Origin of the sequence: Streptomyces capoamus (genome assembly GCF_014654935.1) — a bacterium.
Lineage (GTDB): Bacteria > Actinomycetota > Actinomycetes > Streptomycetales > Streptomycetaceae > Streptomyces > Streptomyces capoamus.
In genome coordinates this window covers 48050-63355 of sequence record NZ_BNBF01000024.1, presented here as the reverse complement: position 1 = coordinate 63355, position 15306 = coordinate 48050, and the positions used below count along the sequence as shown (strand labels likewise).

Annotated in this window: 12 protein-coding genes and 1 pseudogene; 11 read left to right on the top strand and 2 right to left on the bottom strand. The window is 73.9% G+C overall.

Annotated elements, in window-relative coordinates:
* From IE312_RS42535 to IE312_RS30475, 9 genes and pseudogenes are all read left to right on the top strand, one after another.
* Positions 1–392: maleylpyruvate isomerase family mycothiol-dependent enzyme (locus tag IE312_RS42535; RefSeq protein WP_229900618.1), on the top strand; the 392-nt coding region annotated here is incomplete at its 5' end.
* Positions 389–2065 (top strand): acyclic terpene utilization AtuA family protein, encoded by a 1677-nt coding sequence (locus IE312_RS30510; RefSeq protein ID WP_189985500.1) that lies wholly within the window; start codon positions 389–391, stop codon positions 2063–2065. The genes IE312_RS42535 and IE312_RS30510, both read left to right, overlap by 4 nt.
* Complete coding sequence (locus IE312_RS30505) at positions 2062–3660, top strand: acyl-CoA carboxylase subunit beta (protein WP_189985499.1); 1599 nt, start codon at positions 2062–2064, stop codon at positions 3658–3660. The genes IE312_RS30510 and IE312_RS30505 overlap by 4 nt, the downstream gene beginning before the upstream one ends.
* Before the next feature lie 8 nt (positions 3661–3668).
* Positions 3669–5546: an acetyl/propionyl/methylcrotonyl-CoA carboxylase subunit alpha gene (locus IE312_RS30500; RefSeq protein WP_189985498.1), complete on the top strand. Its 1878-nt coding sequence runs from the start codon at positions 3669–3671 to the stop codon at positions 5544–5546.
* Between the two features lie 7 nt (positions 5547–5553).
* The gene (locus IE312_RS30495) at positions 5554–6744 is read left to right on the top strand and encodes an acyl-CoA dehydrogenase family protein (protein WP_189985497.1); all 1191 of its coding nucleotides are present in this window, start codon (positions 5554–5556) and stop codon (positions 6742–6744) included.
* 23 nt (positions 6745–6767) lie between these two features.
* Entirely contained in the window at positions 6768–8336 is a 1569-nt protein-coding gene (locus IE312_RS30490; RefSeq protein WP_189985496.1) for a 4-coumarate--CoA ligase family protein, read from the top strand.
* Positions 8333–9079 carry an enoyl-CoA hydratase family protein gene (locus tag IE312_RS30485; RefSeq protein ID WP_189985495.1) on the top strand — a complete coding sequence of 249 codons (747 nt, stop codon included), beginning with the start codon at positions 8333–8335 and terminating at the stop codon, positions 9077–9079. Before IE312_RS30490 ends, IE312_RS30485 begins: the two co-directional genes overlap by 4 nt.
* Positions 9067–9672 carry a TetR/AcrR family transcriptional regulator gene (locus IE312_RS30480; RefSeq protein ID WP_189985494.1) on the top strand — a complete coding sequence of 202 codons (606 nt, stop codon included), beginning with the start codon at positions 9067–9069 and terminating at the stop codon, positions 9670–9672. The genes IE312_RS30485 and IE312_RS30480 overlap by 13 nt, the downstream gene beginning before the upstream one ends.
* 216 nt (positions 9673–9888) lie before the next feature.
* A pseudogene (locus tag IE312_RS30475) lies at positions 9889–10913 on the top strand (isopenicillin N synthase family dioxygenase).
* Between the two features lie 51 nt (positions 10914–10964).
* Here the strand turns inward: IE312_RS30475 and IE312_RS30470 are convergent.
* On the bottom strand, positions 10965–12065 hold the full coding sequence (locus IE312_RS30470) for a citrate synthase 2 (RefSeq protein WP_189985493.1): 1101 nt from the start codon (positions 12063–12065) through the stop codon (positions 10965–10967).
* A 176-nt stretch (positions 12066–12241) separates the two neighbouring features.
* Between IE312_RS30470 and pdxH the strand changes: the two genes are divergently transcribed.
* Positions 12242–12928 (top strand): pyridoxamine 5'-phosphate oxidase, encoded by a 687-nt coding sequence (gene pdxH, locus IE312_RS30465; protein WP_189985492.1) that lies wholly within the window; start codon positions 12242–12244, stop codon positions 12926–12928.
* Between the two features lie 364 nt (positions 12929–13292).
* Positions 13293–14687 carry a PAS domain-containing protein gene (locus tag IE312_RS30460; protein WP_189985491.1) on the top strand — a complete coding sequence of 465 codons (1395 nt, stop codon included), beginning with the start codon at positions 13293–13295 and terminating at the stop codon, positions 14685–14687.
* A gap of 20 nt (positions 14688–14707) precedes the next feature.
* Here the strand turns inward: IE312_RS30460 and IE312_RS30455 are convergent.
* Positions 14708–15306: SIS domain-containing protein (locus tag IE312_RS30455; RefSeq protein WP_229900617.1), on the bottom strand; the 599-nt coding region annotated here is incomplete at its 5' end.

The window sequence follows — 15306 nt, the reverse complement described above, 5'->3', positions numbered from 1 at the left end:
GCCTCATGGAGACCTGGGCCCACGCGCTGGACGTCGCCGACGCCCTGGGTGTGGTGCGCCCACCCACCGACCGGCTGAGGCATGTGGCCCGGCTCGGGGTGCGCACCCGTGACTTCGCCTTCGGGGTGCACGGACTCACCCCGCCCGCCGAGGAGTTCCGGGTGGCACTCACCGCCCCGTCCGGCGAGGTGTGGGCCTACGGCCCCGAGGACGCCCCGCAGCGGGTCACCGGTCCCGCCCTCGACTTCTGCCTCCTGGTCACCCGGCGCGCCCACCGCGACGACCTCGCCCTGACGGCCACGGGCCCGGACGCCGACCGCTGGCTCGGCATCGCCCAGGCCTTCGCGGGCCCGCCCGGCACCGGCCGCCCGCCGAAGGGGGACGGCCGGTGAGGCCGCTGCGCGTCGGCAACTTCTCCGGCTTCTACGGCGACCGCGCCGACGCCCTGCGCGAGATGCTCACCGGCGGCGAGGTGGACGTCCTCACCGGTGACTACCTCGCCGAACTCACCATGCTCATCCTCGGCCGCGACCGGCTCAAGGACCCGTCCGCCGGGTATGCCCGCACCTTCCTGCGCCAGTTGGAGGACTGCCTGGGCCTCGCCCGGGAGCGCGGGGTGCGGATCGTCACCAACGCGGGCGGGCTGAACCCGGCCGGACTCGCCGACCGCGTACGGCGACTGGCCGGCCGGCTCGGCGTCCCGGTGCGGGTGGCGCACGTCGAGGGCGACGACCTGGCCGCCGCCCACCCCGGCACCCTCGCCGCCCACGCCTACCTCGGCGGGTTCGGCATCGCCGCGTGCCTGCGGGCCGGCGCCGACGTGGTGATCACCGGCCGGGTGACCGACGCGGCCCTGGTCACCGGGCCCGCCGCGGCGCACTTCGGCTGGGCGCCCACGGAGTGGGACCGGCTCGCCGGTGCCGTCGTGGCCGGGCACGTGCTGGAGTGCGGGACCCAGGCGACCGGCGGGAACTACGCGTTCTTCGGCGAGGGGGACGTCCGCCGTCCCGGCTTCCCGCTCGCCGAGATCCACGCCGACGGCAGCAGTGTGATCACCAAGCACCCGGGCACCGGCGGCTTCGTGGACCCGGGCACGGTCACCGCCCAGCTGCTGTACGAGACCGGCGGCGCCCGGTACGCCGGACCCGACGTCACCGCCCGGCTGGACACCGTGACGCTGCGCCGGGACGGGCCGGACCGGGTGTGGATCGAGGGGGTGCGCGGGGAGGCGCCACCGCCCGCGCTCAAGGTGGGGCTCAACCGGATCGGCGGCTTCCGCAACGAGGTCGTCTTCGTCCTCACCGGACTCGACATCGAGGCCAAGGCGGCCCTGGTGCGGGAACAGCTCGACGCCGCCCTCGCCAAGTCGCCCCCGCAGGAGGTCCGCTGGGACCTGGTGCGCACCGACCGGGCCGACGCGGACACCGAGGAGACGGCCAGCGCGCTGCTGCGGCTCGTCGTCCGTGACCCGGACCAGCAGGCCGTGGGGCGCGCGCTGAGCGGGGCCGCCGTGGAACTGGCGCTCGCCAGCTACCCGGGCTTCCATGTGCTGTCCCCACCGGGAAAGGGCGCGCCCTATGGGGTGTTCGAGGATGTGTACGTGCCCCATGGGGCCGTGAACCATGTGGCGGTCCTCCACGACGGCAGCCGTATCCCGGTGCCGGCGCCCCAGGAGACACGGCCCCTGGACGCCGTACCGCCCCCGCCCCTCCCGGAACCCCTGCCGCCCGGCCCGGTCCGGCGGGCGCCCCTCGGACTGGTCGCCGGGGCGCGCAGCGGGGACAAGGGCGGCAACGCCAACGTCGGGGTGTGGGCGCGGACGGACGAGGCCTGGCGGTGGCTCGCGCACACGCTGACCACCGAGCGGTTCCGGCAGCTGCTGCCCGAGACCCGCGCCCTGCCCGTCACCCGCCACCCGCTGCCGAACCTGCGCGCCCTCAACTTCACCGTGGAGGGCATCCTCGGTGCCGGCGTCGCCGCGCAGGCCCGCTTCGACCCGCAGGCCAAGGCCCTCGGCGAATGGCTGCGCTCCCGCCACCTGGACATCCCGGAGACCCTGCTGTGACGGTTCTGCAGACCGCTCTCGACCCCACCGGCCCCGACCACCGGGCCCACCGCGCGGCCATGCTCGCCAAACTCGCCGAGCTGGAGGCCGAGCACGCCAAGGCCCTCGCGGGCGGCGGCGAGAAGTACGTCCGACGCCACCGGGCGCGCGGCAAACTCCTCGCCCGCGAACGCATCGAACTGCTGCTGGACCCCGACACCCCCTTCCTGGAGCTGTCCCCGCTGGCCGCCTGGGGCAGCGACCACCCCGTGGGCGCCTCGCTCGTCACCGGGATCGGTGTGGTCGAGGGCGTGGAATGCCTGATCACCGCCAACGACCCGACCGTACGCGGCGGCGCCAGCAACCCCTGGAGCCTGAAGAAGGCCCTGCGCGCCAACGACATCGCGCTCGCCAACCGGCTGCCCTGCATCAGCCTGGTGGAGTCGGGCGGCGCCGACCTGCCCTCCCAGAAGGAGATCTTCATCCCGGGCGGGGCGATCTTCCGCGACCTGACCCGGCTCTCCGCCGCCGGCATCCCGACGATCGCCGTCGTCTTCGGCAACTCCACCGCCGGCGGCGCCTACGTCCCCGGCATGTCCGACCACGTGATCATGGTCAAGGAGCGGGCGAAGGTGTTCCTCGGCGGCCCGCCGCTGGTCAAGATGGCCACCGGCGAGGAGAGCGACGACGAGTCCCTCGGCGGCGCCGAGATGCACGCGCGGGTCTCCGGCCTCGCCGACCACCTCGCCGCGGACGAACCCGACGCGCTGCGCCAGGCCCGCCGGGTCGTCGCGCGCCTCAACCACCGCAAGGCCCACCCCGACCCCGGCCCGGCCCAGCCGCCCGCCCACGACCCCGAGGAACTGCTCGGCGTCGTACCGGACGACCTGAAGACCCCCTTCGACCCGCGCGAGGTCATCGCCCGGATCGTGGACGGCTCGGACTTCGACGAGTTCAAACCGCTGTACGGCACGAGCCTGGTGACCGGCTGGGCCGCCCTGCACGGCTACCCCGTCGGCATCCTGGCCAACGCCCAGGGCGTCCTGTTCAGCGCGGAGTCGCAGAAGGCCGCCCAGTTCATCCAGCTCGCCAACCAGCGCGACATCCCGCTGCTCTTCCTGCACAACACCACCGGCTACATGGTCGGCAAGGAGTACGAGCAGGGCGGGATCATCAAGCACGGCGCCATGATGATCAACGCGGTCAGCAACAGCAGGGTCCCGCACCTGTCGGTCCTCATGGGCGCGTCCTACGGCGCCGGGCACTACGGCATGTGCGGCCGGGCCTACGACCCCCGCTTCCTGTTCGCCTGGCCCAGCGCCAAGTCCGCCGTCATGGGCCCGCAGCAGCTCGCCGGCGTGCTCTCCATCGTCGCCCGGCAGTCGGCGGCGGCGAAGGGGCAGCCCTACGACGAGGACGCGGACGCGGCCCTGCGCGCCATGGTGGAGCAGCAGATCGAGTCGGAGTCGCTGCCCCTGTTCCTGTCCGGGCGGCTGTACGACGACGGCGTCATCGACCCGCGCGACACCCGCACCGTCCTCGGCCTGTGCCTCTCCGCCGTGCACAGCGCGCCCTACGAGGGCGCGCGCGGCGGCTTCGGCGTCTTCCGGATGTGAGGGACCCCATGATCTCCAGCGTGCTCGTCGCCAACCGGGGCGAGATCGCCTGCCGCGTCTTCCGCACCTGCGCCGAACTCGGCATCCGTACGGTCGCCGTGCACTCCGACGCCGACGACGACGCGCTCCACGCGCGCCTGGCCGACACGGCGGTACGGCTGCCGGGCGCGGCACCCGCCGAGACCTACCTGCGCGGCGACCTCATCGTGAAGGCGGCCCTCGCCGCCGGCGCCGACGCCGTCCACCCCGGTTACGGCTTCCTCTCCGAGAACGCCGGCTTCGCCCGCGCCGTCCGCGACGCCGGCCTGGTCTGGATCGGCCCGCCCCCCGAGGCCATCGAGGCCATGGCGTCCAAGACCCGCGCCAAGCGGCTGCTGGGCATCGAACCGCTGCACGAGGTGACCGAGGCCGACCTGCCCGTGCTGGTGAAGGCCGCGGCGGGCGGCGGCGGGCGCGGCATGCGGATCGTGCGCCGCCTGGCGGACCTGCCGGCCGCGCTGGAGGGAGCGCGCGCCGAGGCCGCGAGCGCCTTCGGCGACGGGGAGGTGTTCGTCGAGCCGTACCTGGAGCACGGCCGCCACGTGGAGGTGCAGATCCTCGCCGACACCCACGGCACGGTCTGGCCGCTCGGCACCCGCGACTGCTCCCTGCAGCGCCGCCACCAGAAGGTGATCGAGGAGGCGCCGGCCCCCGGACTCACCCCGGCGCTCACCGACGAACTGCGCACGCTGGCCGTGCGCGCCGCCCGCGCCGTCTCCTACACCGGCGCGGGCACCGTCGAGTTCCTCGTCGCCGACGGCCGCGCCCACTTCCTGGAGATGAACACCCGCCTCCAGGTGGAACACCCCGTCACCGAGGCCGTGTTCGGCCTCGACCTGGTCGCCGAACAGATCCGCGTCGCCGAGGGCCACGCCCTCGGGACGGAGCCCCCGCGCGCGCGGGGCCACGCCGTCGAAGCCCGCCTCTACGCCGAGGACCCCGCCCGCGACTGGGCCCCCCAGACCGGCACCCTGCACCACCTCGCCGTACCGGCCGGCGTCCGCCTGGACACCGGCTACACCGACGGCGACACCATCGGCGTCCACTACGACCCGATGCTCGCCAAGGTCGTCGCGCACGCCCCGATGCTCGCCAAGGTCGTCGCGCACGCCCCCACGCGCGCGGAGGCGATCCGCCGGCTCGCCGGCGCCCTGGAGTCCGCCGCGGTCCACGGCCCGGTCACCAACCGGGACCTGCTGGTGCGCTCGCTCAGGCACCCGGAGTTCACGGCCGCCCGCATGGACACCGGCTTCTACGACCGCCACCTCGGCGACCTCACCGAACCCGCCACCGACCCGCACGCGCCGCTCGCCGCCGCCCTCGCCGACGCCCACGGCCGCTCCCGCTTCGGCGGCTGGCGCAACGTCCCCTCCCAGCCGCACGTGAAGCGGTACGAGATGGCGGGGGAGGAGCACGAGGTCCGCTACCGGCACACCCGGGACGGCCTCGCGGCGGAGGGGGTCCGGGTCGTCCACGCCGACGCGCGGCTCGTCGTCCTCGAAACCGACGGCGTCCGGCGCAGGTTCGAGGTGGCCCGGTACGGCGACCAGGTCCACGTGGGCGCCACCCGCCTCACCGCCCTGCCCCGCTTCCCCGACCCCGCCGCCCAGCTCGCCCCGGGCTCCCTGCTCGCGCCGATGCCCGGCACGGTCGTGCGCCTCGCCGACGGGCTGACCGAGGGGGCAACGGTCCGGGCCGGTCAGGGCCTCATCTGGTTGGAGGCGATGAAGATGCAGCACGTGATCTCGGCACCGACGACAGGAACGCTCACCGCCCTGCACGCCGAACCGGGCCGGCAGGTCGAGCCCGGCGCGCTGCTGGCAGTAGTGCAGGAAACCTCTTCCTAGGAGCCCCATGACCGCCGTCATCGAATCCGAAGAGCACCAGGCCCTCCGCTCCGCGGTGGCCGCCCTCGGCAGGCGCTACGGCCGCGCCTACCTCACCCGCACCGTCGCCGAGGGCAGGCCCCCCGCCGAACTCTGGTCGGAGGCGGGAAAACTCGGCTACCTCGGCGTCAGCATCCCCGAGGAGTACGGGGGCGGCGGCGGAGGCATAGCGGACCTCGCCATCGTCCTCGAAGAACTGGGCGCCGCGGGCTCCCCCCTGCTCATGCTGGTCGTCTCCCCGGCCATCTGCGCCACCGTCATCTCCCGTTTCGGCACCGAGGACCAGAAACGCGCCTGGCTGCCCGGGATCGCCGACGGCACCCGCCTCATGGCCTTCGGCATCACCGAACCCGACGCCGGCTCCAACAGCCACCGCATCACCACCACCGCCCGCCGGGACGGCGCCGACTGGCTGCTCACCGGCCGCAAGGTGTTCGTCTCCGGGGTCGACATCGCCGACGCCGTCCTGATCGTCGGCCGCACCGCGGACGCCCGCACCGGCAGCCTCAAACCCTGCCTGTTCATCGTGCCGACGGACGCCGAAGGCTTCCGGAAGCAGCCCATCGACATGGAACTGAGCGCGGCGGAGAAACAGTTCGAACTGGTCCTGGACGACGTACGGCTGCCCGCCGACGCACTGGTGGGTGGGGGCCCCTCCCACGCTTCCGGCAGTGGGGGAGCGGACGCGGGACTCCTCCAGCTGTTCGCGGGGCTCAACCCCGAGCGGATCATGACCGCCGCGTTCGCGATCGGCATGGGCCGGTACGCCCTGTCCAAGGCCGTCGAGTACGCCCGCGACCGCACGGTGTGGAAGGCCCCCATCGGCGCCCACCAGGCCATCGCCCACCCCCTCGCCCAGGCCCACATCGACCTGGAACTGGCCCGGCTGATGACCCAGAAGGCCGCCCACCTCTACGACGCCGGCGACGACACCGGCGCGGGCGAGGCCGCCAACATGGCCAAGTACGCGGCCGCCGAGGCCTGCGTGAAAGCCGTCGACCAGGCCGTGCACACCCTCGGCGGCAACGGACTCACCCGGGAATTCGGACTCGCCTCGCTGATCACGGCCGCGCGCGTGGCCCGTATCGCCCCGGTGAGCCGGGAAATGATCCTCAACTACGTCTCCCACCAGACCCTGGGCCTGCCCAAGTCCTACTGAGCCGGCCCCCGCGAGGAGGAACCGTGTTCCGCAGCGAGTACGCAGACGTCCCGCCCGTGGAACTCCCCATCCACGAGGCCGTCCTGGGCCACGCCGCCGCGTTCGGCGACCGGCCCGCCCTCATCGACGGCACGGACGGCACCACCCTCACGTACGAACAGCTGGACCGGTTCCACCGGCGCCTGGCCGCCGCCCTCGCCGACACCGGCGTCCGCAAGGGCGACGTCCTCGCCCTGCACAGCCCCAACACGATCGCCTTCCCGACCGCCTTCTACGCCGCCACCCGCGCGGGCGCCGCCGTCACCACCGCCCACCCGCTCGCCACCGCCGAGGAGTTCGCCCGGCAGCTGAAGGACAGCGGGGCGCGCTGGATCGTCACCGTCTCCCCGCTGCTGGCCACCGCCCGCCGGGCCGCCGAGACCGCGGGCGGCGTCCGGGAGATCCTGGTCTGCGACAGCGCACCCGGCCACCGCTCACTGACCGACCTCCTCGCCACCACCGCCCCCGAACCCGACCCCGCCATCGACCCGGCCGAGGACATCGCCGCACTGCCGTACTCCTCCGGCACCACCGGCACCCCCAAGGGCGTCATGCTCACCCACCGGCAGATCGCCACCAACCTCGCCCAACTGGAACCCGCCGTCCCCGCAGGACCCGACGACCGCGTCCTCGCCGTCCTGCCCTTCTTCCACATCTACGGCCTCACCGCCGTGATGAACGCACCCCTGCGCCACGGCGCCACCGTCGTCGTCCTGCCGCGCTTCGACCTGGAGACCTTCCTCGCCACGATCGAGCGGTACCGCATCACCGGGCTCTACGTCGCCCCGCCCATCGTCCTCGCCCTCGCCAAACACCCGGCGGTCAGCCGCTACGACCTCTCCTCCCTGCGGTACGTCATCAGCGCCGCCGCCCCGCTGGACGCCCGGCTCGCCCGCGCCTGCGCCGAACGCCTCGGCCTGCCCCCGATCGGCCAGGCCTACGGCATGACCGAACTGTCCCCCGGCACCCACGTCGTCCCCCTGGACCGCCTCCACGACGCCCCCGCCGGCACCGTCGGCCGGCTCATCGCCGGCACCGAGATGCGGATCATCTCCCTGGACGACCCCCACGAAGACCTCGGCACCGGCGCACCCGGCGAGATCCTCGTCCGCGGCCCCCAGGTGATGAAGGGCTACCTCGGCCGCCCCGACGCCACCGCCGCCCTCATCGACCCCGACGGCTGGCTGCACACCGGGGACGTGGGACACGTCGACGACGACGGCTGGCTGTTCGTCGTCGACCGCGTGAAGGAACTCATCAAGTACAAGGGCTTCCAGGTGGCCCCCGCCGAACTGGAGGCCCTCCTGCTCACCCACCCCGGCATCGCCGACGCGGCCGTCACCGGCGCCCACGACGACGACGGCAACGAGATCCCGCACGCCTTCGTCGTCCGCCACCCCACCGCCGGCGACCTCACCGAGCACGACGTCCTGCGGTACGTCGCCGAACGCGTCGCCCCCTACAAACGCGTCCGCCGGATCACCTTCATCCACACCGTCCCGCGCGCCGCCTCCGGCAAGATCCTGCGCCGGCAGCTCAGGGAGCACCCATGACCGACCCGGCACCACTGATCGGCCGCACGCGCGTGCGCGGCGTCGAAACCCTCAGCCTCGACGCCACCGGCACCCGCAACGCCCTGTCCGCGGCACTCGTCACCGCACTCGCCGCCGCCCTCACCGACTGCGCCGAGGACCCGGACGTACGGGCCGTGGTCCTCACCCACACCGGTACGACCTTCTGCGCCGGCGCCGACCTGCGCGACCCGCCCGACCCCGACGCCCTGGTGACCCTGCTCCGGCAGATCGTGGAACTGCCCAGACCCGTCGTCGCCCGGGTCACCGGCCACGTCCGCGCCGGCGGCCTCGGCCTGCTCGCCGCCTGCGACATCGCCGCCGCCTCCACCGACGCCACCTTCGCCTTCACCGAGGTACGCATCGGCGTCGCCCCCGCCGTGATCTCCCTGCCGGTGATCCCGCGCACCGACCCCCGCGCCCTCGCCCGCTACTACCTCACCGGCGAACGCTTCGGCCCTGCCGAGGCCGTCACCCTGGGCCTGCTGACGACGGCCGCGGACGACGTCGACACCGCCCTCGCCCCCGTCCTCCACGGCCTGCGCCGCTCCGCCCCCCAGGCCCTGGCCGAGACCAAACGGCTGCTCACGGCTAGGGTGCTGGAGACATTCGACCGGGACGCGGCCGAGCTGACCGCGCTCTCGGCCCGGCTCTTCGCCTCCCCCCAGGCCCGGGAGGGGATGACGGCCTTCCTGGAAAGACGTGATGCGGCATGGGCGGTGTGAGGACGACCGAACGCGAGCGCGTTCCCAAACAGGACCGCAGCCGGGCCACCCGGCAGCGGCTCCTGGAGGCCGCCGTGGCCTGCCTCGCCGAGCACGGCTGGGCGGGCTCCACGGTCGCCGCCGTCGCCGAACGCGCCGGCGTCTCCCGGGGCGCCGCCCAGCACCACTTCCCCACCCGGGAAGACCTCTTCACCGCCGCCGTCGAATACGTCTCCGAGGAACGCTCCCTCGCCCTGCGCGCCCTCTTCCCGGACGGCCCCGCCGACCGCCGCGCCGTCGTCGCGGCCCTGGTCGACCTCTACACCGGCCCCCTCTTCCGCGCAGCCCTGCACCTGTGGGTCGCCGCCGGCGACGAGGACCAGCTGCGCCCCCGCGTGACCGAGCTGGAGACCCGCGTCGGCCGCGAGACCCACCGCATCGCCGTCGAACTCCTGGGCGCCGACGAATCCCGCCCCGGCGTCCGCGAAACCGTCCAGGGCCTCCTCGACATGGCCCGCGGCCTCGGCCTCGCCAACCTCCTCACCGACGACAGCGCCCGCCGCGAACGCGTCGTCGCCCAATGGGCGGCCCTGCTGGACGCCGGCCTGGGCTGAGGGGGCAACCGCGGGAGCGCGTTACCCTTGCCCCATGCTTCCGATGCTCGTCCGCCGCCGCCACGTGGACTACGTGCGCGTCACGAGCATGGGCTGTCGTCACTTCTCCGCCTGACCAGCCCCCCGCAGCACCCTTCTTCCTTCCTTTTCCGGCACCCGGGGGCCCGCCCCACCCCCGGCGGCCACCCGTGCCCCGTACACACCCGCGGACGCACCATGACCACGCACACAGCGACGTCGTACGACCAGCTCCCGATCATCGACCTGTCGGCCGCCGACCGCGGCCCCCAGGCCCGCTCCCTGCTCCACGCCCAGCTGCACAGCGCCGCCCACGACGTCGGCTTCTTCCAGCTCGTCGGACACGGCGTCACCCGGGCCGAGACCGACGCGCTGCTCACCGCCATGCGCGCCTTCTTCGCCCTCCCCGAGGCCGACCGGCTCGCCCTCGACAACGTCGGCTCCCCGCACTTCCGCGGCTACACCCGCACCGGCGACGAACGCACCGGCGGCGCCCGCGACTGGCGCGACCAGCTCGACATCGGCGCCGAACGCCCCGCCCGCGTCCCCGGCCCCGGCGAGCCCCCCTACTGGTGGCTGCAGGGCCCCAACCAGTGGCCCGCCGCCCTCCCCGAACTCCGCACGGCCGCCCTCACCTGGATCGACCGGCTCAGCGAGGTCGCCCACCGCCTCCTGCGCGAACTGCTGACCGCCATCGGCGCCCCCGCCGGCTTCTACGACCCGGTCTTCGGCCCGCATGCCCACCCGCACCTCAAACTCGTCCGCTACCCCGGCAGCGCCGACGACGGCACCGGCCAGGGCGTCGGCGCCCACAAGGACTACGGCTTCCTCACCCTGCTGCTGCAGGACACGGTCGGCGGCCTCCAGGTGCAGCGCGAGGACGGCCGCTTCCACGACGTACCGCCCCTGGAAGGCGCGTTCGTCGTCAACCTCGGCGAACTCCTGGAAGTGGCGACCAACGGCTACCTGCTCGCCACCAACCACCGCGTCGTCAGCCCGCCCGGCGCCACCGAACGCTTCTCCGTCCCGTTCTTCTACAACCCCCGCCTGGACGCGAAGATCGCCCCGCTGCCCTTCCCGTACGGGCGACCGCCCCCGGCATCACCGACGACCCGACGAACCCCCTGTACGCCGAGTACGGCTACAACGAACTCAAGGGCAAGCTCCGGGCCCACCCGCTGGTGGCACGGCGACACCACGGGAACCTGCTGACACCGGCGTGAGCGGCCGTGCCCAGGGGCGCGGGTCCGTCCCGCGCCCCGACGCCGGCCCGCTCAGTGGGCCGCCCGCCCGTACCCCTCGATGTCCTCGGGCCGCCGCGGACCCGGCCCCACGTACCGGGCCGACGGCCGCACCAGCCGCCCCGTCCGCTTCTGCTCCAGGATGTGCGCCGACCACCCGGCGGTCCGCGCACACGTGAACATCGACGTGAACATGTGCGCCGGCACCTCGGCGAAGTCCAGCACGATCGCCGCCCAGAACTCCACGTTCGTGGCCAGCACCCGGTCCGGCCGCCGGTTGTGCAGCTCCTCCAGCGCGGCCTTCTCCAGCGCCTCGGCCACCTCGAACCGCGGAGCACCCAGCTCCCGCGCCGTACGCCGCAGCACCCGCGCCCGCGGATCCTCCGCCCGGTACACCCGGTGCCCGAAGCCCATCAGCCGCTCACCGCGGTCCAGGGCCTGCCTGACGTACCCCTCCGCGTCCCCCGTGCGCTCGATCTCCTCGATCATCCCCAGCACCCGCGACGGCGCCCCGCCGTGCAGCGGCCCGGACATCGCGCCCACCGCACCGGACAGCGCCGCCGCGACGTCCGCACCCGTGGAGGCGATGACCCGCGCGGTGAACGTGGAGGCGTTCATGCCGTGCTCGGCGGCGGACGTCCAGTAGGCGTCCACCGCCGCCACGTGCTTGGGATCCGGCTCGCCCCGCCACCGGATCATGAACCGCTCCACCACCGAGTGCGCCTTGTCGATCTCCCGCTGCGGCACCATCGGCAGCCCCTGCCCGCGCGCGGACTGGGCGACGTACGACAGGGCCATCACGGCGGCGCGCGCCAGGTCCTCACGGGCCTGCCGCTCGTCGATGTCCAGCAGTGGACGCAGCCCCCAGACCGGCGCCAGCATGGCGAGCGCCGACTGCACGTCCACGCGGATGTCACCGGAGTGCACGGGGATCGGGAACGGCTCGGCCGGCGGCAGCCCGGGATTGAAGGCACCGTCGACCAGCAGTCCCCACACGTTCCCGAACGAGACGTGGCCGACCAGGTCCTCGATGTCGACGCCCCGGTAGCGCAGGGCGCCGCCCTCCTTGTCCGGTTCGGCGATCTCCGTCTCGAACGCGACGACTCCTTCGAGCCCGGGTACGAAATCGGACATCAGGCGGCTCCTCGTGATGTGTGGGCGGCGGTCACCCCGGTGATGCCCCGATCTGCCGGTGGTCACCCGTGGTCAACCCAACCGCAAAGGGACCAGCACGATAACTCCCGGTGCCATCGTTGGGGAGACCATGCGACACCCAGTGCCATACCCGTTCGATACGGCAAGATGACCGCGTGACCGACCGCGACCCGCTCCTGGATCCCGTCCTCGATCCCGCCGCCATGCGCAAGCAGTACCGGGCCGACGGCCTCGCCGCGGAGGACCTCGCCACCCATCCCATGGACCAGTTCGCCCGCTGGTTCGAGGATGCCGCCCGGGCCGCCCTGCACGGCACGCTCTACGAACCCAACGCGATGGTCGTCTCCACGGCGGACGCGACCGGCCGCCCCAGCTCCCGCACGGTACTGATGAAGCAGTACGACACCGACGGCTTCGTCTTCTTCACCAACTACGACTCCCGCAAGGGCCGCGACCTCGCGGAGAACCCGCACGTGTCGCTGCTCTTCCCGTGGCACCCGCTGGCCCGCCAGGTCATCGTCACCGGCACCGCCCGGCGCACCGGTCGCGACGAGACCGCCGCCTACTTCCGCACCCGACCGCACGGCTCCCAGCTGGGCGCCTGGGCCAGCGCCCAGTCCGCGGTCATCGCCTCCCGCACCGAACTCGACACGGCCTACGCCGAACTCGCCGCCCGCTACCCCGAGGACGAGCAGGTCCCCGTACCCCCGCACTGGGGCGGCTTCCGCGTCACCCCCGAGACCGTGGAGTTCTGGCAGGGCCGCGAGAACCGCCTCCACGACCGCCTGCGCTACACCGCCCGCCCCGACGGCACCTGGCAGGTCGAACGCCTCAGCCCCTGAGAACGCAGACGACCCGCGGGCTGGGTTCCTCCAAGGAGGAGCCGGCCGGACGTACCGGCAGCCCGCGGGTCGGGTGACTGCTTGGGGTTGGGCCGGCTGCACGCATCTGTCGCGCGCTGGTCCGGCACCGCACATGGGTGTGGGGACGGGCCGCTAGCCCGCAGCCACCTCACGCGTCCGGTATCCATACATCTGCCGAACCACCTCCCTTCTCGTGTACCGACACCCTAAGAAGCCGGAGGGGGAGGGCTCAACTGATTTTCTTGCGGGAACAGTATGTGGGGTGGGTCACGTTCCAGTTGAATGAAGTCAGTGAGCGAACCGAGCGCCGTGCGTGCGCGGACGTGGCTTCCAGGGGGTCCAGGTGAGTGCTTCGCGGTGGAGTGGGACCACGGACGAGCTGGGGCCGGACGAGCCCGGTGAGCCCGGCGGGTCCGAGCTGCTCGCCGCGCTGCTGGACGGCATGGACGCGGCGCTGTGCGCCTTCGACGCCGACGGGGTCGTCACCCACTGGAACCGGGAGGCGGAGCGGATCCTCGGGTGGACGGCCGGCGAGGCCGTCGGGCGGCACGGGTTCGCCGGCTGGGCGGTGCGCAGTGCCGACGCCGAGGAGGTGCAGGCCCGGCTGATGTCGGCGATGCACGCACCGGGCCGGCAGGTGCACGAGTTCGCGCTGGTCACCAAGGACGGCGGGCGGGTGCTCGTACGGACCCAGTCGGCCGCCGTACGCGGGCCCGAGGGCAAGCCCGCCGGGGTGTACTGCGCGTTCAGCGAGGTGCACGCGCAGATCGACCTGGAGCGGTCGATCGCGCTGAGCGAGGCCCTGTTCGAGAACGCGTCCTGGGGTGTCGTCCTGGTCGACGCCGATCTGCGGCCCGCCGTCGTCAACGCGCACGCGGCCCGGGCGCTGGGCGTGGGCCGTGCGTCCGCGCTGGGGCGTCCGCTGGGCGAGCTGCTGGGCCAGGGGGTGGAGGAGCTGGAGGCCGCGCTGACCCACGTCCTCTCCGAGGGCGCGCCGCCCGCGCCCGCCGAGATGTGGGTGACCGTCCGCGGGCCGGAGGGCGAGCGGCGGCGCTGCTGGCGCAGCGGGTTCGTGCGGTTGGCCTCGCCGCTCGCGGAGGAGCCGGTGCCGCTCGGGGTGGGCTGGCTCTTCGCGGACGTCACCGAGGCCAAGCAGGGGGAGCAGGAGGCGGCCCTGCTGCGGTTCCGGACGAACCAGCTGCACCGCGCGGCCCGGGCGGCGGCCGAGTGCGAGGACCCGGCGGAGGCGGCCACCGTGCACCTGGACTTCGCCCTCGCCGGTTTCGCCGATCACGCCCTGGTGGACCGGGTGGCGGGCGGTCCGCGGGCGGAGGGCGAGGGCGGCCGGGACCCGCTCCGGCTGGTGCGGGTCGCCGCCACGCCGGCCGGGTCCCCGGGGCCGAGCCTGTTGTCGGGCGCGGCCGGGCTGCCGGTGCTCTACCCGGAGGGGCATCCGGCGCTGCGGTGCGTGGAGCGGGCGGGGACGGTGCGCGCGGACGCGGGGCCGGGCGCGGCCGAGCGGGCGCGGGAGTGGGCGGTGGAGCGGCAGTGGCCGCAGGACGCGGTGCACGCGCTGTGCGCGGTGCTGCGCAGCCGGGGGCGGACGCTGGGCGTGGTGACCTTCCTGCGCGGTGCCGGCCGCAGCCGCTTCGAGCGCTCGGACGCGGCCTATGCCGAGGACGTGGCCGTCCGGGTCGCGACGGCGCTGGACCTGGCGGAGGCGGTGCGGGACCGGTAGCGGCCGGTGCCGGCGGGCTGTCAGTGGCGGTAGAAGATCCGGTCGCCGTACTCCGTCATCACCCGGCTGTTCCACTCGTGGCCGCCGTCGACGTTGCCGGAGCGCAGCAGTGGGGGTTCGATGCCGCGGTCGGCGAGGGCGGCGGCGGTGGTGGCCAGGACGGCCTGCATCAGGGCGGTGGTGACGACCGTGGATGCGGGGGCGAACGGGGCCGGGATGGTGTCGAGGGTGAGTTCGGCGTCGCCGACGGCGATCTTGGAGTCGAGGACGATGTCGCAGTGGTCCTTGAGGAAGGTGCCGGAGTTGTGCCGGGACGTCGTCTGCGCGGCGTACGCCACCGAGGTCACGCCGACGACCTTCACCCCGCGGGTGCGGGCGGTGCGGGCCATCTCCACGGGCAGGGCGTTGCGGCCGGAGAGCGAGATGATCACGAGGGTGTCTCCGGCGCGGAGCGGGGAGGTGTCCAGGACGGCGCTCGCGAGGCCGTCGACGCGTTCGAGGGCGGAGCCGAGGGTGGCCGGGGTGACGTCGACGCCGACGACGCCGGGGACGGCGAGCAGGTTCATCAGGGCCAGGCCGCCCGCGCGGTAGACGACGTCCTGGGCGGCCAGCGAGGAGT